25 protein-coding genes, 1 tRNA gene, 1 pseudogene and 1 riboswitch are annotated in these 26472 nt (G+C 40.7%); of the genes and pseudogenes, 6 read left to right on the forward strand and 21 right to left on the reverse strand.

The window, feature by feature from the left end:
• Positions 1-47: 47 nt before the first annotated feature.
• From DW152_RS13515 to DW152_RS11055, 6 genes are all read right to left on the reverse strand, one after another.
• A complete protein-coding gene (locus tag DW152_RS13515; RefSeq protein WP_117538023.1) occupies positions 48-1238 on the reverse strand; it encodes a hypothetical protein in 1191 nt (396 codons plus the stop codon).
• A gap of 10 nt (positions 1239-1248) precedes the next feature.
• On the reverse strand, positions 1249-2424 hold the full coding sequence (locus tag DW152_RS11035) for a M20 family metallopeptidase (protein ID WP_158549912.1): 1176 nt from the start codon (positions 2422-2424) through the stop codon (positions 1249-1251).
• A 14-nt stretch (positions 2425-2438) separates the two neighbouring features.
• Positions 2439-3791, reverse strand: coding sequence for an amidohydrolase family protein (locus tag DW152_RS11040; protein WP_117538021.1), 1353 nt, complete (start codon positions 3789-3791; stop codon positions 2439-2441).
• A gap of 194 nt (positions 3792-3985) precedes the next feature.
• Positions 3986-5560 carry a PucR family transcriptional regulator gene (locus DW152_RS11045; protein WP_118288636.1) on the reverse strand — a complete coding sequence of 525 codons (1575 nt, stop codon included), beginning with the start codon at positions 5558-5560 and terminating at the stop codon, positions 3986-3988.
• A 64-nt stretch (positions 5561-5624) separates the two neighbouring features.
• On the reverse strand, positions 5625-6293 hold the full coding sequence (locus DW152_RS11050) for an HAD family hydrolase (RefSeq protein WP_021860302.1): 669 nt from the start codon (positions 6291-6293) through the stop codon (positions 5625-5627).
• A gap of 69 nt (positions 6294-6362) precedes the next feature.
• The gene (locus DW152_RS11055; RefSeq protein ID WP_105310374.1) at positions 6363-6719 is read right to left on the reverse strand and encodes a molecular chaperone Hsp90; all 357 of its coding nucleotides are present in this window, start codon (positions 6717-6719) and stop codon (positions 6363-6365) included.
• A 195-nt stretch (positions 6720-6914) separates the two neighbouring features.
• Between DW152_RS11055 and DW152_RS11060 the strand changes: the two genes are divergently transcribed.
• Positions 6915-8273: an MATE family efflux transporter gene (locus DW152_RS11060; RefSeq protein WP_021860300.1), complete on the forward strand. Its 1359-nt coding sequence runs from the start codon at positions 6915-6917 to the stop codon at positions 8271-8273.
• Positions 8274-8376: 103 nt separating this feature from the next.
• On the opposite strand, the gene DW152_RS11065 is transcribed toward DW152_RS11060, so the two are convergent.
• From DW152_RS11065 to DW152_RS11100, 8 genes are all read right to left on the reverse strand, one after another.
• Positions 8377-8994: a flavodoxin family protein gene (locus DW152_RS11065; protein ID WP_117538018.1), complete on the reverse strand. Its 618-nt coding sequence runs from the start codon at positions 8992-8994 to the stop codon at positions 8377-8379.
• Between the two features lie 163 nt (positions 8995-9157).
• Complete coding sequence (locus tag DW152_RS11070) at positions 9158-9634, reverse strand: MATE family efflux transporter (RefSeq protein ID WP_118288637.1); 477 nt, start codon at positions 9632-9634, stop codon at positions 9158-9160.
• Positions 9635-9717: 83 nt separating this feature from the next.
• Positions 9718-10179 (reverse strand): 6,7-dimethyl-8-ribityllumazine synthase, encoded by a 462-nt coding sequence (ribH, locus tag DW152_RS11075; RefSeq protein ID WP_021860297.1) that lies wholly within the window; start codon positions 10177-10179, stop codon positions 9718-9720.
• 106 nt (positions 10180-10285) lie between these two features.
• Positions 10286-11482 carry a bifunctional 3,4-dihydroxy-2-butanone-4-phosphate synthase/GTP cyclohydrolase II gene (locus DW152_RS11080; RefSeq protein WP_021860296.1) on the reverse strand — a complete coding sequence of 399 codons (1197 nt, stop codon included), beginning with the start codon at positions 11480-11482 and terminating at the stop codon, positions 10286-10288.
• An 81-nt stretch (positions 11483-11563) separates the two neighbouring features.
• Positions 11564-12256 (reverse strand): riboflavin synthase, encoded by a 693-nt coding sequence (gene ribE, locus DW152_RS11085; protein ID WP_118288638.1) that lies wholly within the window; start codon positions 12254-12256, stop codon positions 11564-11566.
• Positions 12238-13347: a bifunctional diaminohydroxyphosphoribosylaminopyrimidine deaminase/5-amino-6-(5-phosphoribosylamino)uracil reductase RibD gene (gene ribD, locus DW152_RS11090; protein ID WP_118288639.1), complete on the reverse strand. Its 1110-nt coding sequence runs from the start codon at positions 13345-13347 to the stop codon at positions 12238-12240. The genes ribE and ribD overlap by 19 nt, the downstream gene beginning before the upstream one ends.
• Before the next feature lie 275 nt (positions 13348-13622).
• A riboswitch (FMN riboswitch) is annotated at positions 13623-13737 on the reverse strand.
• A gap of 55 nt (positions 13738-13792) precedes the next feature.
• The gene (locus DW152_RS11095) at positions 13793-14911 is read right to left on the reverse strand and encodes a 5-methyltetrahydropteroyltriglutamate--homocysteine S-methyltransferase (RefSeq protein ID WP_117538014.1); all 1119 of its coding nucleotides are present in this window, start codon (positions 14909-14911) and stop codon (positions 13793-13795) included.
• Between the two features lie 175 nt (positions 14912-15086).
• Complete coding sequence (locus DW152_RS11100) at positions 15087-16001, reverse strand: LysR family transcriptional regulator (protein WP_117538082.1); 915 nt, start codon at positions 15999-16001, stop codon at positions 15087-15089.
• Positions 16002-16140: 139 nt separating this feature from the next.
• Between DW152_RS11100 and DW152_RS11105 the strand changes: the two genes are divergently transcribed.
• Genes DW152_RS11105 through DW152_RS11125 form a run of 5 tightly spaced genes read left to right on the forward strand, consistent with a single transcriptional unit; the run spans position 16141 to position 21183 of the window.
• Complete coding sequence (locus DW152_RS11105; protein WP_118288640.1) at positions 16141-16581, forward strand: RrF2 family transcriptional regulator; 441 nt, start codon at positions 16141-16143, stop codon at positions 16579-16581.
• Between the two features lie 3 nt (positions 16582-16584).
• The gene (locus DW152_RS11110; protein ID WP_118288641.1) at positions 16585-16962 is read left to right on the forward strand and encodes a CidA/LrgA family protein; all 378 of its coding nucleotides are present in this window, start codon (positions 16585-16587) and stop codon (positions 16960-16962) included.
• Positions 16959-17648: an LrgB family protein gene (locus tag DW152_RS11115; protein ID WP_021860023.1), complete on the forward strand. Its 690-nt coding sequence runs from the start codon at positions 16959-16961 to the stop codon at positions 17646-17648. Before DW152_RS11110 ends, DW152_RS11115 begins: the two co-directional genes overlap by 4 nt.
• A gap of 26 nt (positions 17649-17674) precedes the next feature.
• Positions 17675-19426, forward strand: coding sequence for an ABC transporter ATP-binding protein (locus DW152_RS11120; protein ID WP_118288642.1), 1752 nt, complete (start codon positions 17675-17677; stop codon positions 19424-19426).
• Positions 19423-21183, forward strand: a complete 1761-nt coding sequence (locus tag DW152_RS11125; protein WP_118288643.1) for an ABC transporter ATP-binding protein — start codon at positions 19423-19425, stop codon at positions 21181-21183. Before DW152_RS11120 ends, DW152_RS11125 begins: the two co-directional genes overlap by 4 nt.
• 184 nt (positions 21184-21367) lie before the next feature.
• On the opposite strand, the gene DW152_RS11130 is transcribed toward DW152_RS11125, so the two are convergent.
• The 7 genes and pseudogenes from DW152_RS11130 to DW152_RS11165 all read right to left on the reverse strand — a co-directional run bounded on the left by DW152_RS11130 (position 21368) and on the right by DW152_RS11165 (position 26416).
• Positions 21368-22276, reverse strand: a complete 909-nt coding sequence (locus tag DW152_RS11130; RefSeq protein ID WP_118288644.1) for an EamA family transporter — start codon at positions 22274-22276, stop codon at positions 21368-21370.
• 21 nt (positions 22277-22297) lie between these two features.
• The gene (locus DW152_RS11135; protein WP_118288645.1) at positions 22298-22621 is read right to left on the reverse strand and encodes a hypothetical protein; all 324 of its coding nucleotides are present in this window, start codon (positions 22619-22621) and stop codon (positions 22298-22300) included.
• Between the two features lie 122 nt (positions 22622-22743).
• Positions 22744-23493, reverse strand: a complete 750-nt coding sequence (locus DW152_RS11140) for a YibE/F family protein (protein WP_021860028.1) — start codon at positions 23491-23493, stop codon at positions 22744-22746.
• Positions 23487-24623, reverse strand: a complete 1137-nt coding sequence (locus DW152_RS11145; RefSeq protein WP_118288658.1) for a YibE/F family protein — start codon at positions 24621-24623, stop codon at positions 23487-23489. Before DW152_RS11145 ends, DW152_RS11140 begins: the two co-directional genes overlap by 7 nt.
• 207 nt (positions 24624-24830) lie before the next feature.
• Positions 24831-24983 (reverse strand): annotated as a pseudogene (locus DW152_RS11150) (metal ABC transporter solute-binding protein, Zn/Mn family); the annotation flags it as partial.
• Positions 24984-25506: 523 nt separating this feature from the next.
• Positions 25507-25577 (reverse strand) — tRNA-Trp (locus DW152_RS11160).
• Positions 25578-25759: 182 nt separating this feature from the next.
• The gene (locus DW152_RS11165) at positions 25760-26416 is read right to left on the reverse strand and encodes an ECF transporter S component (protein WP_021860032.1); all 657 of its coding nucleotides are present in this window, start codon (positions 26414-26416) and stop codon (positions 25760-25762) included.
• Between the last annotated feature and the right edge of the window lie 56 nt (positions 26417-26472).

Genomic DNA, 26472 nt, shown 5'->3' on the forward strand with positions numbered 1-26472 from the left:
TTATTTTCTTTTTATAGTATCTTTTTTTAAATAATAATATCCATTAATTAAAACCATGGAAGAGCACTGATTACAACAGATACCGTAATTGTTGAAATTGTCATAGATGTTACATTCGCTACTGTTCCATGTACACCCTCCGGCAGTTTTTCTGAGAAAAACTGTGCAATCGGTCCTCCTATAATTCCACCGAGAACACCTGCAAATACCGCCACCGGAATATTCGCACCATACATTAGAACACATGCCGGTCCGACACTGACAACCGGAACATACGTTGCATACCAGCCACCATTATCAAATTTTTCTGCATACAGGAACACTCCCGTTGCCGCTCCGACAAACTGTGATAAAATTATAGCCGGTACAGCTCCTGAGCCATATGCTCCATGATTTCCACATACGATTGTGCCAATCACTGCGCCTGCCAGCAAAAATGCAGATGCCACTTCATTTCCATAAAACTGTGCTTCTGTAAAATCTGCAAAAACCCTGCGTACAAACCAGCTTGTACTATATACATCATCTGCCGGTGCTGCCTCCGTCCGATGTGGTTTCACCGGCACAGGTTTTACCCACGGAAGAATCTTACAAACCATACATACAATAATTCCCGTAATTGCCATCGTTGACACATTTGCTACGACTCCCGGAAGTTTCCACGGAGTCACAATTGCGTTTCCAATCCATATTGCAGTAGGGGCACAGATCAAACCACCGATAATGGAAGATGTCAATAATGCCGGAACGCTTGGACCGTAAAGTAACATAACTGCCGGCGGAGCACCTACTACAGTAATAAATGTTGCAATCCATGTTACGGATGAATCTGCAAATCCATTAATATAACGAAATACAAAAATTGCCAATCCCAGGGAGATGAGCTGTGATGCCAACACCCACGGGAATAAGGTACTACTTCCATAGCAGACATCAAATCCTGCATATTTTGAATTTTTGATCGCCAATATCCATGCTACAATTCCTCCAAGTATAATTCCTATTCCGGCAAATACACTTGCATAAAACTGTGCTTCTGTAAAATTCATAAAGAACCAGGCAATCTGTTTTGGCACAGAATCCAAAATTCCAGAAATCATATTATTATAATCAAATACTGCATTATTACCGCTTAATGCTTTTAAGCCAAAATAAAATGCAAATCCAATGACTATACTTATGATAAATCCCGGTAATGCGCCAGTCATTTTTTCTTTCGTCTTTACTGTCTCACCCATTTTTACCTCCTCATAGATAATATTTTTCCAGATATTTCTGATACAATTTTGCATATCTTCTTACGCTTTCCAGAGAAATATGTTCATTAATACAATGTGCAAGTGCATCATCTCCTGGTCCTGCGATTACAAATGGTACAGATATTTTAGGAATAATCTGTGATGCATCTGTATAGAAATAATGTCCTTTATCTTCTGTTGAAATTCCCACCATCTGTGCTGTTTTCATGATCTGTTTCACCAGCGGGCTATCTTTTGATGTCTCCAATGCCGGTCTGTCATTCATCACTTCAATGGTAATTTGAATTCCCGGTATTTCTTTTCTGAATCGGTCTGCAATCTCTTCTGTACATTTTAAAATATGTTCATGACTGACTCCCGGAACTGTGCGTATATCCAATTCTGCTTCTGCAGTTGGTGGAATAATATTCGTCATAATTCCGCCACACAGTTTTGTAACGGATGCTGTTGTCGTTCCCAGAATAGGATGCACCTCCCCGGTTTCCACTTGTTCTTTTAATTCTGCGACTAATTTTTCTACATACTCAACAGCATTAATCCCAAGGTCTGGTCTGGATGCATGCGACTGCTTTCCTTGCACCGTAATTTTCAACCAAAATGCACCTTTTTCACAAGTACCTATTTTCTCATCTGAAGGTTCGCATATAATTATTTCATCAACTTTATTCACCGTACCATCTTTTACAATTCCGCAAATTCCGCTTCCCTTACTTTCTTCATCCGCAGTAAAGCAGAAATAAATAGATTTCTTTGGTCTTTTTTTTGTTTCCAGCATCCATTTTAATGCCAATATCATGGCCGCGTCTCCACCCTTCATATCAGCAGATCCGCGTCCATAGAGAATATCACCTTTTACAATAGCATCATGTGGCGGATAACTCCATTGACTGTAATCTCCACATGCAACCGTATCCATATGACCAACAAATGCGATACCGCCTTCCTCTGTTTCTCCATTTACTTTTATGATCAGAGACGCTCGGGTTTTTGAATGATTAATTTTTCTATATACGATGTTTTCTGGTAACATTTCTAATATGACATCCGCAAGTTTCCCTTCATTTCCTTCCGGCTGACAAGTATTGATCTGCACCAATTTCTGAAGAATTTGTTTGCATTGTTCAGTTGTTATCTGTGCATACTTGTTATCATTTTCTTTTTTCAACTGTCTTCTCCCCTTTATTTCTGGTACGAAAACATTACAAGCTCACCTACTCCGGTCTTTCTTACCATACCAAATTTGCTAATCCATCCACCTGCTCCACAGTTTCTTCTCACCGCACGGTTTTCAAAGGATACAATTTCTCCATTTACGATTGTGTACGTTGCAAGTTTATCGTCCATATCTACAACTGTAACATTTGCAAGTGCGCCAACACCAAGATGACCAATCTTATCTGTCCACCAATTATTTGCTGTTCTATTTCCGATTAACGCTGCCGGATTACAGGTCATTGTCGCAACTGCATCACTCAGGCTTAAAACTCCACTTTGTGAAAGTTCTATAATAGCCGGAATATTATCTCGTGTATCCCCGAATCCTTTCATTGTTCCCTGATTCTGTCCATCCGAAATCAGAATCTTTACTTTTCCTGATTCCAATGCATCATATGCTAATTTCTGCGATTCTTTTGGAAGTTGAAGCCCTTCACGACTTCCTCGTCCTGCACGAAGCATGGTTGTAACAAACTCTGCGGAAATATTGTCTCCATTTACCAGATCAAGAACACGTTTCATACCTTCTGCTGCTCCCATGTGTGTTCCACATCCTGCCGCTGTAGCATGTGCCAGATGTAATGGACGTCCTTTTGCAAGTGAGACCAGTCTTTCCGCATGTTCTGGGTCCTGTGTATGGGACATATAAATTAGATTTGCTTTTGAAGTAATTTCATAAATCTTATCAATATTTTCATCAGACATAATAAAATGTCCCATATGATCTTTAATTCCAACCGTTAAAGCAGCCGTTGTATTGGTAATTCCATTTCTTGTCATCTTTGTAGATAATGTATCTGCATCTATCTCGCCTTTAAACATACGAATCAACTCATCTACTGACATCTGTGTTCCAAGTACATTTGCAGCTCCAAGATAAACGCCAAGGTTAATCGGAACTCCATGATCTACTTCCGCACCGAGAAGAGATGGTGCCATAAATGTATTTCCGGCTCCCGGTGATAATCCTAATGTCACGCCATCTTCTGCTGCACAGAAAATTGGATTTGTACTTACTTCAAATAAATCGCCAAGATGTAAATGCATGTCAACCAATCCCGGCATAACAGTAAGTCCTTCGCAATCAATTACACGATCACCGGTCTCTGCTGCGATATCATCTGCTACCTGACAGACAATCCCATCTGCAATCAGGATATCGGTCTGTTTGTCTACTTTATTCTTTGGATCAACAACATGTCCGCCCTTTAAAATTAACCGTCCGCTCTTTTGTATCTGCCCGATTGTATCCTGCATCTGATTCTTTTTTACAGTTGCCAGTGCTCCGTCCAAAAATCCTACTTTATTTTCGTACATTTGTCTGCCTCCTTCTTTGAATACTGTATTGTTATTTATGTGACGTAGTATACCAGACTTTATTTTGACTTTCTTCATCTTTTTGATACTATTTTCTCAGTAAATTATTGTACCAAGTGGACAACAGCGAAAAATATTCGAAAAAATATACAGCTAATAAATTCCTATTTACAAAATTTATTAGCTGTATATTTTTATTTTTCATGCATCTGATATAACTTCAATGCGAGTTCCAGATTTAAACGTTCTTCCTGATCCTGCAGATCCAGTTCTAATATCATTCCCAGTTTACGATATCGGTATTTCATAGAATTGTAATGAATAAATAACTTTTCTGAAGTTACTTTTAAATTCCATCCATTTGTTACCAGAGCAATAAAAGTATCCATCATATCTGTATGATGCTTTCGATCATATGTACAAATTTTTTCGATATATTGTTTTTCAAACTCTTTCGCTTCTGCACTATGACTTACCAGTGACAGCAACTTAAAAATCCCAAGTTCATCATAAAATACAACCGTATCTTCACGTTCCATACTACGGATAATTTCTATCGCTTTTCTAGCTTCTTCCCAACTGTCATGAATCTGGCTTATATCTTTTCTGTAATTTCCAATTCCGATAGTCGCCGTAAATGGAATTACACGAGCAATCTCATCTTTAATTTCCTTTGCCAGTTTCTTTAAGTTTCCTCTAAACGTCTCTTCATCCTCGTATTTTTCTGTAATAATAAATACAATCTGATCACTTAATTTACTATACACATAGTGTGCATATTCCTGTCCGACACGCTGTTTGCTGATTAACAAAACCCGTGTCATCATTTCCATCATACGTCTGTTTACATTTTCATCCAGATGTTTTAAATACTGTTTTTTAAAATGATCAATATCTACAATAAATACGACTCCACCAAGATAAAAATCCCAGTTATAGATCATCGCACGATTTATGATTTCTTCTTTAGAGCTAATATTTCTGGTTAACATGTCCTGCACAAACTGCTCTCTGTAATCAGCTTCAATTTGGCGCGCTGTAAGTTTTTTCTGTAATTTTAATATTAAAATAGTGCCCGCCTGCTCAATCGCAATCTGATAATAATCCCGAAAGGATTCATCATAGTCGTTCCATTTACTTCCAAATACAAGGTATCCGTATTCTTCTTCATTGATATGAATCCGATACCGCCCTGTTTCTTCTATTCCCCTCTGGGCGGTGTCTTTCGTATAATAAGTTTTATCAAAACAGGTATCTACAAATGCGGCTTCCTGATGAATATGTTCTTCCAGAAAAGATAAAATAGTAGAAATATCTTCATCTTCCAATACCATCTTTGTACAAGCCTGATGCACTCGTTCCGAATATTGCAGGATTCTGGATTGATGATTAATCACCTCCTGCAGCACTGGATTGATCACATCTGCAAATGCAAATTCGAATGGAATAGCAATAATGGGAAAGTTCAATTTATTTGCCTTTTCTATTGCATCTTGCGGATATTCATAAATAAACCGGTCTAACTTTATTCCCAGAGCACATGCTCCATGTTTGTCCAGATTTTCAATTAGAAAAGCTAAATATTCCGGCTGATCTTTGACTACATAACCAGATGTAATCAAAAACTCACCGCCTTTCATCCACTTATAAATATCCGGCGCATCCATAACACTGACCGTTTTCACTTCCCGATCACTGCCGTTTTTCCCGGCTATAATCTTAAAATTCCGAAATATATCCATGGCAAGAATATCTCTGAGTCTTATCATTTTCTCACCCGCGTTCCTCTAAAACGCCTTTATTGTCTGTTAATCAACGCAATAACTATTTTTCCTACATTTCCTGTATCAGCTTAACCAGCTTCTCTATGCCATCTTCCGTCCACGCCGGGATCTCCAGAATTGCATTCGGGATGTCCTGATGTCCGGAGTGTGGATTATGCAGCCATACGCAATCCATCTTCGCTGCCAGTGCTGCTCTGCCGCCATTCGTAGAATCCTCAATGACAAGGCAGTTATCTGTCGGAACATTCAGCCGTTCTGCCGCAAGCAGAAACGTATCCGGTTCCGGCTTTGGATGTTCTACATGATCTCCGCTTGTAATGCTATCAAAATACGGCATCAGACCAAGTCTTGTCATTGCATCCATAATCTCACTCTCTGGTGAGGAAGAAGCAACTGCAAGCTTGTATCCCATTTCTTTTAATTGTTTTAAAGCATTTTCTACTCCTGGCATCTCCGGAAATCCTTCTGCCTTAACAATCTGTGATTTCTTCACCTTCATAATCCGATTCATTTCATCCAGATCCGGAAAATCCACTCCATAATGCTCCTTTACCAGATCTCTGAAAAACTGTCTGGTTGATCCGATACATGGTAAATAAATATCATAATCAAACTCCACATCATAGTGTTCTTTTAAGATCTCTTTCCAGCATCGGTAATGCAGTGGCTCTGTATCGATCAGTACTCCATCCATGTCAAATATAACTGCTTTTATCATCTTGTAAACCTTTCTGTTTCTTATGTCAGTTTTTTATTTATGATATCAAGATTTCTGACATCATCGCAATTATGCTAATATCTCGTCTTTCTTTGCCAGAATTGCTTCGCATGCCGCACATGCCGGACAGTCACAATACTTCGCACCTGCTGCTTTGATCTCTTCTGCATGAGCAAGTACACCTTTTGCAGCATCTCCGAATACTTTTGCTCCCATATCAGATCCTGCAAATGCAATCAGTCCATCGATCGGCATGATATCTTCTTCCAGTTCTGCAATATAATTTTTTGTTACTTCTGCTTCTTTCTCTGTCCCAACTGCTTCAAGCCATGCATTTGCTGCTTCTTTTGCTTCTGCTGAGCAGGATGTTGCCGCGATCAGTTCTTTTGTTTTTTCTGTTACATAAGTTTTTACGTTCTCTGTCATTTCTACACTACTTCCTTTCTTTTATTACCCTTGCCGGAATTCTCTATTTCAGATTATAAGCATATCCGCATAATTTTGCAATCAGGGTTGTATTTCTTTTTTCTGAAATCTATAATGTATTTGCCAGATAGAATTATAGTACTTTACTTTAATTATAAATACAGATTAATCGATTTTAACAGGAGATTTAATAATATGAATGAAACTACGAAAAAAGAATCGCGCCAGATGGATATGCTCCATGGCAAAATTTTCAAAAATATGCTGATCGTTGCACTTCCGCTCGCCGCCTGCAGTATCATGCAGCAGTTATTTAATTCTGTCGGTGTCGCCGTTGTCGGTCGTTTTGCCGGAAGTGAAGCGCTCGCTGCCGTTGGCAGCAATGGGGCTGTTATTAACCTGCTGGTTACATTATTTTCCGGCATTTCACTTGGATCAAATGTAATCATCGCCGGCTATATCGGCGAAGGCAATCAGCAAAAGATTCCAAGCGTTGTACATACTGCCGTTACGCTGGCACTTATAAGCGGAATACTATTACTTCTGCTTGGTCAGATCATTTCACATCCAATCTTGCTGCTCATGGGCGCACCGAAGGATGTCCTTCATCTGGCAACCGTTTATCTGCGGATCTATTTTCTCGGTATGCCTTTCATGATGCTCTATGATTTCGGCGCATCGATTCTTCGGAGTATCGGAGATACAAAACGACCACTTCTGGCATTAATTGTTTCCGGTGTGGTAAATGTAATATTAAATTTCCTGCTTGTTGCCTGTTTCCACATGGATGTTGCCGGTGCCGGTATTGCTACAGTTGTTGCAAATGGTGTAAGTGCACTGCTTGTCATCTTGTTTTTACTGCATGAAGAAGAACCGATCCGGGTTTCTTTTAAAAAGCTCGAAATCAACACTTCGGAACTTATCCGTATTTTAAAAATCGGTGTTCCTGCCGGACTGCAGGGCATGGTCTTTTCTGTTGCCAATGTCTGTATCCAGTCTTCCATCAACAGTTTTGGCTCAAAGGCGATTGCCGGTTCTTCTACTGCGTTAAATTTTGAATACATTACTTATTTTATCGTAAATGCATTTGCGCAGACAACAGTGACTTTCACAAGTCAGAATTACAGTGGAAAAATGTATGACCGTTGCAAGAAAGTCTTTCGGGAAGCCATGCTTGCAAGTATGATTTTCTGCGGGATTTTAAGTATGGTCTTTGTTCTCGGACGTAACTTTTTTATCGGTCTGTATACGACAGATCCGGATGTCATCCACTATGCAATGATCCGCCTTGTGATTATTACTTCTCTGGAACTTCTGACAAGTACTTATGAAATCAGCGGCGCTGCACTTCGTGGGATGGGACACTCAATGACACCTGCCGCACTTACAGTCTTTGGTTCCTGTGTTCTGCGTCTGATCTGGATCTCAACTGCCATCCGTATCTGGCACAATTACACTTTGTTGATCTGGATTTATCCGATTTCCTGGGTACTTACCGGAACAATGGTTTTAACTGCATACTTCCTCACAAGGAATAAACTATTTAATCAATAATGATTGCGTAAAAAAGGATTCGAGATTTCATTTCTCGAATCCTTTTTATATGACAGCGAGTAAATACGCCCTTTCTCGTGCGACATCATTTGATGACTGTAAATCATCGTATAAAATTTGTTCCCCGTCTTGCTTCTTTTTCCGGCAGTCCATATGCTTCTTTTCCAAGCTTGATACTCTTCATTAAGAATGTCATATTTCTTGCAAGTGTACGCATTGTCTGCAGTCCTTCCGCATCCTGACAAGCTTCCTGTGGTTCTCTTCCATGGATACTGTTCCAGTACTGGCTGGATGCGACCGGCATTCCGGAGATTGTAAAATATTTATTCAGTTCATCAAAAGTCGCTGAAAGTCCGCCTCTTCTTGCGGCAACTACACTGGCTCCGACTTTCATCGTCTTATCAAAATGTGTACTGTAGAACAGACGATCCAGATAAGCGATCAATGTTGCATTTGCGGATGCATAATAAACAGGACTCGCAATTACAAGACCGTCACATGCTTCAAATTTTGCTGCGGATTCATTTACAATATCATCAAAAACACATTTTCCTTTTTCCATACATGTATAACAGGCAACACATCCTCGGATGTCTTTGTTTCCGATATCGAGAATCTCTGTCTCGATTCCCTCTTCATGAAAAATCTTCACCATCTCTTCTAAAGCAACTTTTGTGTTTCCTTTTACATGTGGACTTCCATTGATCATTAATACTTTCATCCTATGCTTCCTCCTTCTTTTGGTAATAATAAACTCAACAGCAGTGATACAACAAATACACTGACAACCACGTTACCACTAAACACATCACCAACTACCTGTGGCTTAGTGCAATCTTTGTCACTATAAATATAATTGAAAGAAGGATCCAAAGATCAGGGAGTTAGCCTGTTAGCTTATGAATCCATTTATAACTTTTAAAACGCAGAAAAATCGGCAGACACTTAAATATCTGATCTGACTGAACTGCGATCACTACTATTTCAACTGGAAGTTTCCAGTAAAATGCAGTTAAAAAGGATAATGGCATGACAATCCCCCAAACCGAGATCAGGTTAAGATACATGGAAAATTTTGTATCTCCACCACCCTGAATGAGCCCCACTCCAACCGGCATTTGATACGCCATTCCAACCATAACCACACTCATGATCATCATAAAATGATCTGCATATAAAGTTGCCTGCGCACTTAACCGGTACATAGACAATAAGGGGTCTTTCAATGCATGTTGACACTGTATGCTACCAAATTCTGCAATGCGATCACTGCCATCAACTTGAAAAAGGACCGGTAAAACACCGGATCCTTTGAAAAAAATGATTGCTTCATTTATTTCTTTTCCTCTCTGACCTTTCATGCAGGTTTTTGTACTTTATATTTTATATCATTTCGCATAAACAGGTAAAGGAAAATATAAATTTTCTGCTACTTCCTTCTCGCTTATATTGTTCTGAGCAGATTAACCATCTCAACCGCGCCAAGTGCACAATCATATCCTTTATTTCCGCCTTTACTTCCGGCGCGCGCAATTGCCTGTTCAATGTTTTCTGTTGTAAGCACTCCAAACATAACCGGTATTCCGCTTTCCAGGGAAACTGTCGCAATTCCTTTGGACACTTCATTGCAAACGTAATCATAATGCGTTGTATCTCCGCGGATAACCGCGCCAAGACAAATCACTGCATCGTACTTTCCGCTTTTTGCCATTTTCGATGCAACCAGTGGGATTTCAAATGCTCCAGGTACCCATGCGATATCTACATCTTCGTCTTTCACATCATGTCTGAGCAATCCGTCCATTGCTCCACCTACCAGCTTTGATGTGATAAATTCATTAAATCGTCCTGCTACGATTCCTACTTTCATGTCTGTTGCAACTAATTTTCCTTCTAATGTATTCATGTCTTATCCTCTTTTCTTTTTTCAGAGTCATTTCCGGCTCTGTTTTATTTATGTATTGTTCCTGAACAATCTGCTTCTGTCAAAATTATCCCTCTGTTTTGTCTGTTTAAAATTGTAATAAATGTCCCATACGTTCCTGCTTTGTCTTCAAATATTTCAAATCGTAATTCGTTGCATCCATCTGGATCGGTACGCGCTTGCTGATCTCCATTCCGTAATCCTGGAGCTGATATACTTTATCCGGATTGTTTGTCAGAAGACGAAGCGAACGGATTCCAAGCTCTCTTAAAATCTGTGCTCCGATATAGTACTCTCTCTGGTCTGCCTCAAATCCCAGTGCCAGATTTGCATCCAGTGTATCCATCCCATTATCCTGCAGACAATAAGCCTTTAATTTATTAACCAGACCGATTCCGCGTCCTTCCTGCCGCATGTATAAAAGTACTCCGCGTCCTTCTTTTGCAATTTCTTTCATGGAACATTCAAACTGCTGTCCACAGTCGCAACGGAGAGATCCAAATACATCTCCGGTAAGGCACTCCGAATGTACCCGGCATAACACATTTTCTCCCTCTCCGATCTCGCCCATAACAAGCGCAATGTGATGTTCCTGATTCAATTTATTCACATAACAATACGCAGTAAATAATCCGTATTTTGTCGGCATCTTCGTTACTGCCTCGCAGGAAACGAGTGTTTCTTTTACTTTTCTGTACTCCTGCAGCTCTTTGATAGTCATTGTCGGAATTCCATGTTTTTCTGCAAATGCTTTTAATTCGCTTGTACGCATCATCGTACCGTCTTCCTTCATGATCTCACAACACAGCCCACATTCTTTAAGCCCGGCTAAGCGCATAAGATCTACGGTTGCTTCTGTATGTCCGTTCCGTACCAGCACACCGCCGTCTCTTGCAACCAGCGGGAACATATGTCCCGGTCGCCTGAAATCTTCCGGTTTTGCACCGTCTTCAATGCATTTTCTTGCTGTAAATCCACGTTCCTCTGCTGATATTCCGGTTGTTGTATCCACATGGTCAATAGATACGGTAAACGCAGTTTCGTGATTATCTGTATTGTGTGCAACCATTGGTGCCAGTGAAAGGCTTGCTGCTACTTCTTTGCTCATCGGCATACAGATTAGCCCTTTCGCATGCACTGCCATAAAGTTTACATTTTCTGTTGTCGCATACTGTGCCGCACAGATCAGATCACCTTCATTCTCTCTGGTCTCGTCATCCATAACAAGAATATTTTTCCCATCCCGCAATGCTTGTAAAGCATTTTCTATCTTTTGAAATTTCATAGTTTCTCTCCTTCTATTTTACTAAATTATTAATTCTCTGCTGAACCTGTCATCGACAGTTTCCTCTTGATCTCCTGTCTGTTAATACCCGTAACGTTCCAGAAATTCTGCCGTAATTCCACCTGATTTTGAAGATTTACCATTTTTTCTATCTGTATTTCCTTCTGGTTTCTGCAAATTACTGTTCCTTTCCCGCAAGAATTTTTCCACATATTTTCCGATACAGTCTGTTTCCAGGTTTACCGGATCCCCCACTTTCTTTTCCTGCAATGCAGTATGACTCAGTGTATGTGGAATAACAGATACCTGAAAGGTTTTATCGTCAACTGCCGCTACTGTCAGACTGATTCCATCGATTGTGATCGATCCTTTTTCTACTATATAGTGTAGTATCCCAGCTGTTGTTTCAATCGTATACCATATTGCAATACTGTCTCTTTGCATTTTGCGGATTGTGCCTGTCCCATCGATATGTCCGCTGACAATGTGACCGCCAAATCTTCCGTTTGCCGCCATTGCCCGTTCCAGATTCACTTTGCTTCCTCTTCTAAGAAGTTTAAGAGAAGTCCGGTTCATTGTCTCATGCATAACATCTGCACAAAAACTGTCCGTGTCATATTTCGTCACCGTCAGACAAATACCGTTGACGGCGATGCTGTCTCCTATATGAATATCTTTTAATATTTCCTTTGTCTGGATCTGAAGACGGATTGAGGCATCTTCTGTCCGGATACTGCTTACCTTTCCAACCTCTTCTATGATTCCTGTAAACATTTATATTTCACATCGCTTTCTATTAAAAAATCTTCTCCGATCTGTTTGAGCCGACTGTTCACCAGTTGATATGCATCTGCCGGTTCATCAACGCCCATACCGCCTACCGGTCCGATTCCGGTGCCTCCGAAAATCTTCGGTGCAATATAAGTCTGTACACGGTCCACAATCTGTGCTTCTAATGCACTTGCATTTAATGTGCCGCCTCCTTCCAGCAAAATGCTGTCAATTCCAAGTGCTCCGATTTTCCGTACAAGCTCTTTAAGATCTATTTTCCCATTCTTCTTACTGACCACCAGAACTTCACAGCCTGCTTTTTGATAAAGTTCTATTTTCTCCCGGTTTGTTTCACATGTTGCAAAAATTGTCCTTACCTGCCTTGCTGTCTTCACAATCTGCAAATCCGCTGAAGTGCGAAGTGACGTATCACAAATGATACGGACCGGATCTTTTCCATTGGCAATCCGGCAGGTCAAAAGCGGATCATCTTTTCTGACTGTTTCACTTCCTACCATGATCGCCTGATATTCCAGTCTTGTTTTCTGAACGCACATTCTTGCCGTCTCACCGGTAATCCATTTGGATTTTCCGCTTGCAGTTGCAATCTTTCCGTCCATCGTCATTGCATATTTCATTAATACATAAGGAATTTTTGTTGTTATATATTTCCGAAAAATATGTGTCAGTTCCATACATTCTTTTTCCAGAACCCCAACTTCTACTTCCACGCCTTTTGATTTCAAAAGCGCAATACTTTTTCCCGCCATCAAAGGATTCGGATCTGTCATTCCTACAACAACTTTTCGAATCCTGTGTTCTAAGATTGCTTCCGTACATGGCGGCGTCTTTCCATAATGACAACAAGGTTCCAAAGTCACATAAAGAGTTGCTCCTTCCGAAGATTCTTTGCAGTTCTTTAATGCATTGCGCTCTGCATGCAGTCCGCCATAATATTCGTGATAACCTTCCCCGATAATCTTTCCGTCTTTGACAACCACAGCACCTACCAGCGGATTCGGGTTCACTCTTCCCTTTCCTTTTTCAGCAAGCGTAATCGCACGCTGCATATAAAATTCTTTCTCATCTGTCATTCCTTTTTCACCTCCTGTTTTCTACAGCAATAAAACACGTTTTGCGAGTTTTATTTGCTGATTAGCGGTCGTTAAATGCAACCATTCAAGCATGGCGCATTTTCCTCGTCGCCATAACAAAAAAGAAAATGCCTTGAATTCTACCTCATTCAAGACATTTAAAAGTTTCTTTTGATTATTTTATCAGATATAAAATATAAAAAGCTCTGAAATGGATGTTCATTCCAGAGCTAAATGTTCAAATCTGATTCTTCGTATTGCTTATCAAAGATTCTTCTCATCTTCTTTCATCCAGACTATACTGTCGGCTTCGGAATCTCACCGAATCATACCTTACGGCTCGCGGGCTTTACCGCCGGTAGGGACTTACACCCTGCCCTGAAGATAGTTATTCAATTGACTGCCTTTATTATAGCACTGCGCAAGAATCTGTCAAGAGAGAGTTTTATCCCCACACTTCTTCTGCTACTTCTTTAACGAGTGCAAGTTTTGCCCATTGTTCTTCTTCTGTAAGTTTGTTTCCAATCTCGCAGGAAGCGAATCCACACTGCGGACTTAAACACAGACGGGAAAGTGGTATATATTTTGCAGCTTCATGAATTCTTGCAATAATCTTGTCTTTGTCTTCCAGTTGCGCAGATTTTGTTGTCACAAGTCCGAGTACAACTTTCTTCTCGCCCGATACGGCTGCCAACGGCTCAAATCCACCGGAGCGCTCATCGTCAAATTCCAGATAATATGTGTCTACATTTTCTCTTGCAAATAATACTTTTGCAACGCTGTCATATGCTCCGCTGCTTGCATAAGTAGAATGAAAATTACCGCGGCATACATGTGTATTGATGATCATATCCTCTGGTTTTCCTTCAATTGCAAGATTATTAATACGAACAAGCTGCTCTTTGATCGCTTCCAATCCTTCTTCATCTGTTCCGAAAAATGCTTTTGCATTCGGATCTACCAGCATGCCCCAGGAGCAGTCATCTAACTGTAAATTTCTGCATCCTGCTGCATACAGATCTTTGATCACTTTACGGTATCCTTCTGCAATATCCTGCACCAATTCTTCTGTATCTTCATAATATTTGCTCGTATTCGGCATTGCAAATGGCATGATCATCTGTTCTAAAAACTGTGCCGGAGCAGGAATTGTCTGTTTTGCAACTGTGTTTTCATCTTCCAGTGCTTTCACAAAACGGAAATGCTCTACAAACGGATGCTCTCCTGTTACAGCTACTTTTCCTGTCAGGTAAGTGTCATCGATCATAGCTGCTTCCCCGTGGAACGGAAGTCCTGTCTCTGTTTTGCTGTGTCCGACTCCGTCAAATCCCCACATGAAATCCAGATGCCAGGTTGATCTTCTGAACTCTCCGTCTGTGAGCACTTTGTATCCTGCTGCCTTCTGTTTTTCAACCAGTGCGCGGATTTCCTGATCTTCTACACTTGTCAGTTCTTCTTTTGTAATGGTTCCTGCCTCATATTTGCTTCTTGCCACTTTCAGCGCTTCCGGACGCAAAAAGCTTCCTACATAATCATATCGAAATGGTGTGTTCTGTTTTGCCATTGTAATTCCTCCTCTGTAATCTATTTTTATTTGCTTTGGTATCTTGTGTACAATGGCTATTATATCGGCATTCCTGTTATTCGTAAAATACACAAAAATAGTTGTTTGTCATAACTTTAAGCTATATCAAGCAACTATTTCTTATACGCATTATTTATAATTAAACTCTAAAAAACTATGGTGACAGCGGATTTGTAGCATATTTCCGCAGTGCCTTAAGATACGCATCTCCAAGTTTACTCGGATGAAATTTCTTATGCAACAGAATTCCAATCTCCATCTCACCTTCTTCATCCAGCGGAACTGCAACAATGTCTGAACTATTCAGATCTTCATCAATCACACCACTGCACACCGTATATCCATTCAGACCGATCAGCAGATTAAATAATGTTGCCCGGTCTCTTACACGAATATTTTTCGGACGCTCCACCATGCTGAATATTTCCTCCGAAAAATAAAATGCATTATGCTCTCCCTGTTCAAACGACAGGTACGGATATGGTTTCAGTTCTTCCATTGTCACGCTTTTCCTGCCTGCAAGCGGACTTCCGGAACTTACAAAAATATGCGGTCGTGCGACAAACAGTCTCTCAAAGCGGAGATCATTCGACTTCAGAAGCTTGTCGATCACCGCTTCATTAAAGCAGTTCTTATATAAGATTCCGATTTCACTTTTCAGACTTGCCACATCTTCAATGATTTCATATGTCTGTGTTTCGCGTAGAGAAAAATCATATTTTTCATTTCCATATTCTTTAATCAAGTCAACAAAAGCGTTTACTGCGAAAGAATAATGTTGCGTCGATACACAAAATTCCTGTTTTCTGGCACTTTTATTCATGTATTTTTCTTCCAGAAGTTCTGCCTGTTCCAACACCTGTCTTGCATATGCAAGAAATTCTTCACCGTCTTTTGATACAACAATTCCTTTGTTGGTCCGATCAAAGATCCGCACATGCATTTCTTTTTCCAGCTCTTTGATTGATTTTGTCAGACTCGGCTGTGAAATAAACAGTTCTTTTGCAGCTTCTGTCATCGTACCTGCCTTTGCAACTGTAACTACATATTTTAATTGTGCCAGTGTCATCCTCCCTGCTCCTTCCTGTGTGGCATTTGGTGTTATCATACTTTCTTTTTCCTTTCATTGTCAACTTTTTTTGCTTCTTGTCTTGAATCCCCTATTACCCTCCGCTATAATAGGTTATTGATGATTGGAGGAAAAAAATATGATTTCTACAAAAGGCAGGTATGCCCTTCGCGTTATGTTAGATCTTGCTATGCAGGATCCTGAGCGTTATATTCCGCTGAAGGAAATTGCCTCAAGGCAGGAACTCTCAGAAAAATATCTGGAGATCATCCTGAAAACACTTGTAAAACAGAAACTATTACGGGGTATGCGTGGAAAAGGCGGCGGATATCAGCTGACACGCGCACCGAAAGACTATACCGTTGGCGAGATTCTCATGCTTACCGAAGGTAATTTATCTTCCGTAGCCTGTCTTGCACCGGATGCTGAATCCTGTGACCGTGCTTCGTGCTGTCTCACATTACCAATGTGGCAAAAATTCGATTCTATGGTGCATGATTTCTTTTTTGGCATTAGCTTAGCCGACCTTTTGGAAAATCGCTCTGGTCAAACAACAGAAAATCAATCACAGGAGTTGTAACAAATGAAATTTATTAAACAATTTGACATTATTCTTGCCATCTCTTTTATCGGAGAGATTATGAATTATCTGATTCCTCTCCCGGTTCCGGCAAGTATCTACGGTCTTGTTCTGATGCTTCTCTGTCTGCATTTTGGAATTGTACATATTGATTCCGTGAAGGATTCCGGCAAATTTCTCATAGAAATCATGCCACTCATGTTCATTCCTGCGGCCGTAGGTCTGATCGAATCCTGGAAAACCATCGGTTCCAAAATCGGAACTTACCTTATTATAACGGTATTATCTACCATCTTTGTTATGATTGTCGCCGGTCACACGACACAGGCATTTATCCGCTTTTCAAAAAGCAAAGACAATCAGGAAAGGAAGGACTCATGAATTTTTTTGAAAACTCTGTCTTCTTCGGCGTCACAATAAGTCTGATCGCTTATGGCTTTGGTCACGCCCTACAGGGCAAGTTTAAGCTGGCTATACTAAACCCGCTCCTCATCTCTGTGGCATCTATTATCGCCCTGCTTGCGGTCACCCACATTGATTACAAAGCTTATTACAGTGGCGCACAGTACCTGAGTTATCTGCTCACGCCTGCAACCGTCTGTCTGGCAATTCCATTGTATGAACAGTTCGAGCTGCTGAAGAAAAATCTGGCTGCTGTCATATGTGGAATCTTCTCCGGAGTTTTTGCATCCTTATGTTCCATTCTTGCAATGGCTGTATTCTTCGGCTTATCCCACAAAGAATACATTACATTCCTTCCGAAGTCTATTACAACAGCAATTGGCATTGGTGTATCAGAAGAGCTTGGCGGATATGTGACATTAACGGTTGCCGTAATTATCCTGACCGGTATTCTCGGTAATATTATTGCGCCGTTTATCTGTCGCCATTTCCGAATTACAGAACCGATTGCACGCGGAATTGCTATCGGAAGTGCTTCGCACGCCATCGGTACTGCAAGAGCTATGGAAATGGGCGAGATTGAAGGTGCAATGAGCAGTCTTTCCATTGCGGTGTCGGGACTTATCACAGTTATCGGTGCATCCATATTTGCACAATTTATGTAATATCAAATAACTATGGAGGATTCTTTATGCGAAAACTTGTAATTTATCTTTCGAGTTATAAAAAAGAGAGCTTTCTGGCTCCCTTTTTCAAACTTCTGGAAGTCGTTTTCGATCTGATCGTACCACTGGTTGTGGCACGGATCATCGACGTGGGCATTGTGAACAATGACCGTATTTACATTTTACAGCAATTTCTTATCCTGCTCCTGATGGCAGCAATCGGACTTGCCTGCAGCTTTACGGCACAATTTTACGCCGCAAGAGCCAGCGTAGGCTTTGCTACAAAAGTAAGACAGGCTCTGTTCGACCATATTCAGACGCTTTCCTTTACAGAGCTGGATACACTTGGTACAGACACGCTGATCACAAGGATCACCGATGATGTAAACCAGGTACAGAACGGTCTGAATCTTGGGCTTCGTCTTCTTCTTAGAAGTCCTTTTATTGTAATCGGTGCAATGGTTATGGCATTTATGATCAATGTGCGCTGTGCCCTGATCTTTGTTCTGGCGATCCCAATTTTATTTGTCGTCGTATTTTCAATCATGCTTGTCAGCATCCCGCTTTTCAAAAAAGTACAGGGACACTTAGATCATGTAACCGGGCTTACGCGCGAGAATTTAACCGGTGTACGTGTTATCCGGGCTTTCTCCCAGGAAGAAAGTTCTGTTCGCGACTTTGACAGTGCCAACCTCGCTTTGACAAAATTAAATGAATTTGTCGGACGTATTTCTGCATTGTTAAATCCACTGACTTATCTGTTGATCAATATGGCAACGGTCTTTCTGATCTACAAAGCCGGAATTGAAGTAAATCTTGGAAATTTAAAGCAGGGACAGGTCGTTGCCCTTTATAACTACATGGCTCAGATTATTGTGGAGCTCATCAAACTGGCTTCCCTCATTATCACTCTGAATAAATCCATGGCATGCGCAGATCGTGTAGCTTCTGTCTTCAACCTTTCTTCTTCCATGACTTATCCGGAAGAAACAAAAGCGGACAATGACAATACCGACACAGCCGTTGCTTTTGAGCATGTCAGCTTTACTTATGAGGGCGCAGGTGCCGCCAGCCTGAGTGACGTTTCATTTTCTGTAAAGAGGGGACAAACCGTCGGCATTATCGGCAGTACCGGAAGTGGCAAGTCTACACTGGTAAATCTGATCGCCAGATTCTACGATGCAACTGCCGGTTCAGTTTTTTTTAATGGAAAAAACATAAAAGATTACAGCCGTAATGATCTCTGCGACAGAATCGGCGTCGTTCCGCAGAAATCCGTTCTGTTCAAAGGCACCATCCGCGATAATCTCCACTGGGGCAATCCGGATGCAACAGATGAGGAGCTCTGGAATGCACTGGATGTTGCACAGGCAAGAGATGTTGTAGAAGCAAAAGAAGGTTGTCTTAATTTTGATATTGCACAGAACGGACGTAACCTCTCCGGCGGACAACGTCAGCGTCTGACGATCGCCCGTGCACTTGTCAAACATCCGGAGCTTCTAATTCTGGACGACAGTGCCAGCGCACTTGATTTTGCCACAGACGCAGCACTTCGAAAAGCACTGCATAATTACTGCAAAGGAACAACAACTTTCCTTGTTTCCCAGCGTGCAGCCAGCATCCGTCAGGCAAATCTCATCCTTGTACTGGATGATGGATCTCTTGTCGGTACCGGAACTCATGATGACTTATTAGAACATTGCAGTATTTATCAGGAAATCTATTATTCGCAATTTCCGGAAGAACGCAATAAAGGAAGAAAGGAGGCAAACGTATGAACCCGAACAAAAACAGCTCCAACCAGAAAAGCTTAACAACTCTCTGGAAAGTATTACGTTTTATCGGAAGATATCGCTTCCTTCTGATTCTGTCTATCCTGTTTGCCTGCATCACTGTCGTCATGCAGTTATATGTGCCAATCCTGTTCGGAGATGCGATTGACCAGATCATCGCGGAGCATCAGGTACATTTCCATAAAATGATATATTTCCTCGGTCGCATAACAACTCTGGTTATCCTTTCCAGTATCATTACCTGGTTTATGAATATGATCAATAACCAGCTGACTTACCGTACCGTACAGGATATCCGTTCAAAAGCGATCCGGCAGATTCAGCGTCTGCCACTTTCTTATCTGGACGGACACAGTACCGGAGACATTGTAAGCCGTGTCATTGCAGACACAGACATATTATCTGATGGTCTGCTTCTTGGCTTCACTCAGTTGTTTTCCGGAATTGTAACAATTATTGTAACTTTACTTTTCATGTTATCCAAAAATATCTGGATTACTTTACTTGTCATCGTATTGACACCGTTTAGTTTCTTTGTTGCGAAATTTATTTCTTCTCGTTCTTATGAGATGTTCCACAAGCAAAGTACTACACGTGGAAAGCAGACAGCTCTTATTGAAGAAATGATTGGAAACCAGAAAATCGTACATGCTTTTGGATATGAAACCACAGCATCTACACGCTTTGATGAGATCAATCAGGATCTGAAAGAATACAGCCAGAAAGCTGTCTTTTACAGCAGTCTGACAAATCCGTCCACACGTTTTGTCAACAACATCATTTACGCAGGTGTAGCGCTTCTAGGTGCCTTCCTTGTTCCTTATGGAATGTTGACCGTCGGCGGGCTGTCCGTTATGCTCTCCTATGCAAACCAGTATATGAAACCATTTAACGATATCAGTTCCGTCATTACAGAGTTGCAGAATGCGCTTGCATGTGCTTCCCACATTTTTGAGCTTCTGGAAGCAGAGCCGGAATCTGCGGATTCAGCAAATGAGCTGACAGATATAAAAGGAGAAGTGACCATTGATAACGTATCCTTCAGTTATGATCCGTCAAAAGAGTTGATCCGTGATTTTAATTTAAACGTAACACCGGGTATGCGTATAGCGATCGTTGGTCCTACAGGCTGCGGAAAAACAACACTTATTAACCTGCTTATGCGGTTCTATGATGTTCAGAGCGGTTCTATTTCCATTGATGAACAGAACATTCAAGAGATTTCCCGCCATTCTCTGAGACACAGTTTTGGCATGGTTCTTCAGGATACATGGATTAAATCCGGGACTGTCCGCGAGAATATCTGTATCGGAAAGCCTGACGCAACAGATGAGGAAATTCTCGAAGCAGCTAAACGATCCCACAGTCTTGGATTCATCCGTCGTCTGACGGATGGGCTGGATACGATGCTCCACGAAGACAGCTTAAGCCAGGGACAAAGGCAGCTCCTTTGCATTACGCGTGTCATGCTCTGTCTGCCGTCTATGCTGATTCTTGATGAGGCAACTTCAAGTATCGACACACGTACAGAAGTGCAGATTCAGGAAGCGTTTGACAGACTCATGCAAGGACGTACCAGTTTCATCGTTGCACACCGTCTCTCAACGATCCGAAGCGCCGATCTCATCCTTGTGATGAAAGACGGAAAAGTAATCGAACAGGGAACACACAATGCACTGATGCACGCCGGCGGTTTCTACAAAGACTTATACAACAGCCAGTTTGCAAAGGTAACCGAATAATTATAACAATAGACCCTACCGAACCTGCCACTGGCTGATTTCTATAAATATTATAGCGACGCAAAAAGCAGATTCTGTATGAATGCTCTTCATACGGAATCTGCTTTTTATAACTGAATATTTATTCTGTTTTCTATATACTCTTTTTGTATACATTCTGCCTGAATTCTGCAATCTAATAATCTTATACGTCATATACTCCCATGATCACAATACCGATTGCGACAAACAGGATCATCAAATAATGCTTCCATGAAAGCTTCTCCTTTAGGAAGATACGGCTCCACAAAACCGACACAACGCAATAAGATGAGATCATCGGCGCGCTCATTGTAAGATGCTTACTGTCTGCAATTGCAAAAATGTAAGCAAACTGTCCTGCTGTTTCACAAATAGCTCCTGTATACTTTGGAACTTCTAATCTCAATGTAAAATGATCTTTCTTGATCACAATCACATAAATGAAGCAGACAACAGCTGCGATGAAGAATGTCAGCTCATATGCTACATTTGCACTGCTTTCATTCAGTGTCTCAAGAACACGGTTATCTGCATATGTCCCTGCTGCATCCAAAAGGCAATATGCAAGCGGCAGTGCCAGAGCCAGCCAACTCTTCGCATATTGATAATTTCCTGCTTCCTGACGCTTCTTGCGAAGCTCATCATCCTCTTTGGACTCAACAACACCCAGGCCGATTACTCCGACGCATACAAGAATAACTGCAATCAGTATTGCCTTATGCTCTGTATCAAACTGTCCGGTTACCAGCGTTGTTACTGCTACAAGTGCGCCGGATGCATTACAGATTGGTGAAGAGATGGACAATTCAATGTACTGCAGTCCCAGATATCCCAGTGTCATAGAACCGATATATAATAAAGATACCGGTAAATATGTCCAGATTACATGAAGGTTAATCTCTACTCCCTGAACAAATATCTCAATCGCCGCATGGATACCCATAACTACACCAACAGCAATTACCATTTTTAAATGATTGTACTTTTCATTACCATTACGGCAGCCAATCTTCGAAAAAAGATCTGAGCCACTCCAGCAAAGAAGTGCAATCAATGCAAGCCAAAACCACATTTTTTATTTCTCCTCTATTCTTTAGTTTTTCTCTGTATCTTCAGTCTTAGCTCCATCAAGGCTTTCCAGGCTAGAGAAAAATAATTCATAGAAGTCATCTTCTGCTGTCAGCATCGGGGAATTCTCACCACCGCCATTCGTGCTGCGTTTCATTGCCGCGTGAAATTCTTCACCACTGGCAATCAGCTCCATCTCATATAGCTCGTATCCCATCCCACGGCAAGTTCTGCAAAAAGCACTCACCGGATCGGATTCCAGGCGCGTCCCAAGAAGCTGTTTTCGCAAATCCGGATCCTTCCCTGCCCTTGTCTGCAATTCATCCAGAATCTCCACCACGTTTCTCATATTTCTCACTCCTGCTTTTTCTTTTGTGGACTTCACATGACTAAATTGATACATGAATCAGTCACCATGATACCAAAAGTAGGAATACCTTGTCAAATAATTTGAATGTCTTTTATCTATTTTCAGGCTTTTCTGCTTTGTTTACCTATCAATAATGCCGCCATCGGCATCACGATAACGCATGCAATCGCGCCAAATATCATAGATACACAATTTTGAAACAGTATTTTTGAATTCAATAATGTTTCCAGCGTATAATTCCGCATCTTCAAATACGAAAATAGCAATAAAGATTCTCCAAGATAAGCAAATAGTAATGTATTCACTGTTGTTCCGATTACTTCTCTTCCAATCTGTATTCCACTTTCTATAATTTCCACAATACTCATATCCGGTTTATGAATGCTGATTTCATATACAGAAGTTGTCACAGTAAGCGCCATATCAAGCACAGCTCCTAATGTACTGAGTATAATCACAGCTATTGCAACATTACGCATATTGATATCAAGGTCCATATTATAATACAACACATCCTCTTCCGCCGCCTGAATCTCATTCAGCCCTCCTGTTTCGCTGCTCCATACTATTATATAGATAAAAACAAATAGAACTGTCATTGTCAGTAATGTTGCTATAAATGCACTCTTTGTCTTGACATTTGTGCCATTTTGATAAAATAACGTTATGCAGGAAATAATGACAGCTGCTCCGACTGTAACCAGAAGCACCGGTGCACCCGCGGCCATGAGCCAGATTGCCAAACTTAGAAACAGCATATTTCCACACAATGAAATAATGGATACAACCCCTCTGTCTCCACCAATAACGACAATCAAGAACAGTAACAGCAAACCAAGTATTATCAACATGTCTTCTTCACCTTCCTCACTGTTAATTTCATCATCACAGATGTGATCAGAATGGATACAGGTATTGCCAATACAATTCCAATACTCTCTACAAAGAATCTACATAATTCGCAAGGTATATGCAATCTGATAATCGTCATAAGCCGAACACTGTTATTCATTCTGATCAGACACATCGGAATCAAACCACATCCAAATACAAAAAGCAACACATTAATCATTGTTCCCATAATGTCATATCCAATCTCTCTTCCGGACCGAAACAACTCCCGGAATGTAACTTCCGGCTTCTTCGTAACAAGTTCACTCAGCGCCGCTGCAATTGCCACTGCAACATCCATAATCGCTCCAAGTCCAGACAACAAAATCTCCGCATGAAAAATCTTGTCTGGAGTATCAATGCTTCCCAAATATTCCATCGTAGAATAATCTAACTCATCAACATGACGAATCACAACGTCAAATACTCCCATGATCATCGCCAGTACGAGCAATGTTGACACTAGCGCTGCCCATGTTTTTCTATGGATTCCGTTTAAACCAACCAATGTAAAAACTGCAAAGAAAATTACCATTTTATTACAGATTGCTACCACGTCTGCCTCATCACTACTACTTAGAAATCCGATTGCAAATATTATGATGTTGATTCCCACCGTCACGATAGTGAGTATGCCTTTCTTTCCCGCAATGGTCATCAATATAAATATCAAAAGTCCCAATAATATGACAAGTTCAGCATCCCTTTTCTTTCCTTGAATACCGGAACCCACATTACTGTAAGATCCACTCAACAGTACTTTATCGCCTTTGTGATATTTCTGTTTCAACATTCCTGTATCTGTGTATTCATTGGAAAAGTCAACAACTTCTCCTTTATTTTTCCCATTCAGCACGACACCCCGAATCTTTTGCTTATATTTGATCTCATGTGTTCCACGGGTGCTCTTATTCTCTCCCACCTTGCTTGTCTCAACTTTTGTCAGTTTTGCAATCGGCGTCTGATACAACCAGGCATCATTCATAACAAATATAACCATAATCAGATATATCATTCCGAATATTCCATATAGCTTTGCTCTTTTACTTTTCTTTATGTATTCTTTTATTTTCTTTGTAATCAGTTTCATTTTTTTCTTTTCTTTTCTCATTTTATCTGTAATTTTGAATTTACAAGATGACCATACAACATATCATCTTCGGATTCTTTATATGTTTCGAATGTACCAGTTACCTCTATCTCTGTCTCATCTTTAGGGTATTCATCCTGACTATTTCTTTCCTGTTCGGAAAATCTTTTTGTATAGCTGTCTGCATATCGGAACCTCCTACTGCAAAGCTTCTTTCAGTGCACCGTCTACCCATGCATCAGACTCTCCTCCTACATAGATGAACAGATCACAATCTGATACTTTTGCAAGATCTGCTGTTGTCGGTTGATAGCTGTGTAAATCCACACCATTATCAAGGAACATGGTCAGTTCCATGTTCTTGCTTTTTTATGAATAAAACCCTCCGTTATTTTGCATATTTTCTAAAAAAGCATACAAAAACAAGACGGTATCTTTTTATACCATCCTATTTTCCAGAAACGTTTTATTCAATCATTTATCCTGACCTTCTGGCTTACCAAGGAGAACGTAAGCAAAATCCAACAGTATGCCGGAAACAGAGAAACTACAGCTATTAACACAAAATTTCCTGTACAGTAACATGCTGTCCTTGTATAGATTTCAAATAATTAACTAACTCTGTCATCTGTTTTGTCTTGTATCTGGCTTTTGCCATTTCGATCTCTCCCCTTCAATTTGGAAATCGTTTTCATTCTATCACAGCATTTAATCTTGTCAATATAATTTGGAAATCATTTTCATTTTTCTTAGATTTCTTCTGGTACTTTGTTCGTTCCCATCAGTATCAAAACCATTTACATATAATACAGAATACTAAAAATTGCTCTTTCTTATAACACAAAAAGAATCTGAAAGTCTTAACTTTCAGATTCTTAAGGAGCAGGGGATGAGAGAATCGAACTCCCGCCAAAGGTTTTGGAGACCCCTATCATACCACTTGACCAATCCCCTATGTGCTTGTCTGTGCGATTGACACTAGATATTTATACCACAGATCAGCACTATATGTCAATACTTTTTCTAAATTTTTTCATTTAATTTTTATATCTCTTTATTTAGAAGGCATGATTTCCTATCGCATAAATAAGGCGACAGAAAAATCTGCCGCCTTATAATTATATTCTGTATTATATTTATTTTGCCACTTCTGCACGTCCTATTCCGATATCCATCTTCTTGAATACACTGAGCAGGACTTTTCCAATTGCGAGTACAAGCACTGCTGCTGCAATCGCTTCCGGGATTCCGGATGCTGTTACGGTTCCCATGACAAGGCCCCATACTGCACTGACCGCAACATCTTTTGCTTCTGCATACTGCTTTGCAAACAAGAGATAAATACTTCCCATCACACAGATTGTATTCACCATTGATCCTGCAAATCCAACAATTGGAAGTGCAATAACTGCATTCATCTTAATCTTCTCAAACAAAATCCAGAGCCATCCTGCAGCTACTCCGATCAAAATTCTGCATCCTACAGATATCCAGATTGCCTTTACTGCACCAGTAAGTCCTGTTGTGCTCATAAATGGTGAGAACGCAAAGGATAACAATGTTGGAGCCATCGTGTTGCTGATCAGAGAGCAAATACCAAATACGCCGCCAAGAATTGCTCCTGCTGCCGGTCCAAGTAAAATCGCTCCGAGAATTACCGGGATGTGTACCGTTGTCGCCTTAATAATCGGAAGCTGGATCATCCCAAGCGGTGTGTTCGCCAGTACGATTACAATTGCTGCCATAAGTGCAACACTTACCATCCACTTTGTGTCGTGTTTCTTTGTTTTCATTATTCAATTCCTCCTTGTTATCATTCCTGCCTTGCAGGATACAATACAATTACGCT

The sequence above is a fragment of the Dorea sp. AM13-35 genome, assembly GCF_003473885.1.
Classification (GTDB): domain Bacteria; phylum Bacillota; class Clostridia; order Lachnospirales; family Lachnospiraceae; genus Dorea_D; species Dorea_D hominis.

Coding starts and splice junctions, on each gene's coding strand:
- DW152_RS13515 (WP_117538023.1), bottom strand. CDS start 1,238: ATGGGTGAGACAGTAAAGACGAAAGAAAAAATGACTGGCGCATTACCG.
- DW152_RS11040 (WP_117538021.1), bottom strand. CDS start 3,791: ATGTACGAAAATAAAGTAGGATTTTTGGACGGAGCACTGGCAACTGTA.
- DW152_RS11045 (WP_118288636.1), bottom strand. CDS start 5,560: ATGATAAGACTCAGAGATATTCTTGCCATGGATATATTTCGGAATTTT.
- DW152_RS11050 (WP_021860302.1), bottom strand. CDS start 6,293: ATGATAAAAGCAGTTATATTTGACATGGATGGAGTACTGATCGATACA.
- DW152_RS11055 (WP_105310374.1), bottom strand. CDS start 6,719: ATGACAGAGAACGTAAAAACTTATGTAACAGAAAAAACAAAAGAACTG.
- DW152_RS11060 (WP_021860300.1), top strand. CDS start 6,915: ATGAATGAAACTACGAAAAAAGAATCGCGCCAGATGGATATGCTCCAT.
- DW152_RS11065 (WP_117538018.1), bottom strand. CDS start 8,994: ATGAAAGTATTAATGATCAATGGAAGTCCACATGTAAAAGGAAACACA.
- DW152_RS11070 (WP_118288637.1), bottom strand. CDS start 9,634: ATGAAAGGTCAGAGAGGAAAAGAAATAAATGAAGCAATCATTTTTTTC.
- ribH (WP_021860297.1), bottom strand. CDS start 10,179: ATGAATACATTAGAAGGAAAATTAGTTGCAACAGACATGAAAGTAGGA.
- DW152_RS11080 (WP_021860296.1), bottom strand. CDS start 11,482: ATGAAATTTCAAAAGATAGAAAATGCTTTACAAGCATTGCGGGATGGG.
- ribE (WP_118288638.1), bottom strand. CDS start 12,256: ATGTTTACAGGAATCATAGAAGAGGTTGGAAAGGTAAGCAGTATCCGG.
- ribD (WP_118288639.1), bottom strand. CDS start 13,347: ATGACAGATGAGAAAGAATTTTATATGCAGCGTGCGATTACGCTTGCT.
- DW152_RS11095 (WP_117538014.1), bottom strand. CDS start 14,911: ATGGCAAAACAGAACACACCATTTCGATATGATTATGTAGGAAGCTTT.
- DW152_RS11100 (WP_117538082.1), bottom strand. CDS start 16,001: ATGACACTGGCACAATTAAAATATGTAGTTACAGTTGCAAAGGCAGGT.
- DW152_RS11105 (WP_118288640.1), top strand. CDS start 16,141: ATGATTTCTACAAAAGGCAGGTATGCCCTTCGCGTTATGTTAGATCTT.
- DW152_RS11110 (WP_118288641.1), top strand. CDS start 16,585: ATGAAATTTATTAAACAATTTGACATTATTCTTGCCATCTCTTTTATC.
- DW152_RS11115 (WP_021860023.1), top strand. CDS start 16,959: ATGAATTTTTTTGAAAACTCTGTCTTCTTCGGCGTCACAATAAGTCTG.
- DW152_RS11120 (WP_118288642.1), top strand. CDS start 17,675: ATGCGAAAACTTGTAATTTATCTTTCGAGTTATAAAAAAGAGAGCTTT.
- DW152_RS11125 (WP_118288643.1), top strand. CDS start 19,423: ATGAACCCGAACAAAAACAGCTCCAACCAGAAAAGCTTAACAACTCTC.
- DW152_RS11130 (WP_118288644.1), bottom strand. CDS start 22,276: ATGTGGTTTTGGCTTGCATTGATTGCACTTCTTTGCTGGAGTGGCTCA.
- DW152_RS11135 (WP_118288645.1), bottom strand. CDS start 22,621: ATGAGAAACGTGGTGGAGATTCTGGATGAATTGCAGACAAGGGCAGGG.
- DW152_RS11140 (WP_021860028.1), bottom strand. CDS start 23,493: ATGTTGATAATACTTGGTTTGCTGTTACTGTTCTTGATTGTCGTTATT.
- DW152_RS11145 (WP_118288658.1), bottom strand. CDS start 24,623: ATGAAACTGATTACAAAGAAAATAAAAGAATACATAAAGAAAAGTAAA.
- DW152_RS11165 (WP_021860032.1), bottom strand. CDS start 26,416: ATGAAAACAAAGAAACACGACACAAAGTGGATGGTAAGTGTTGCACTT.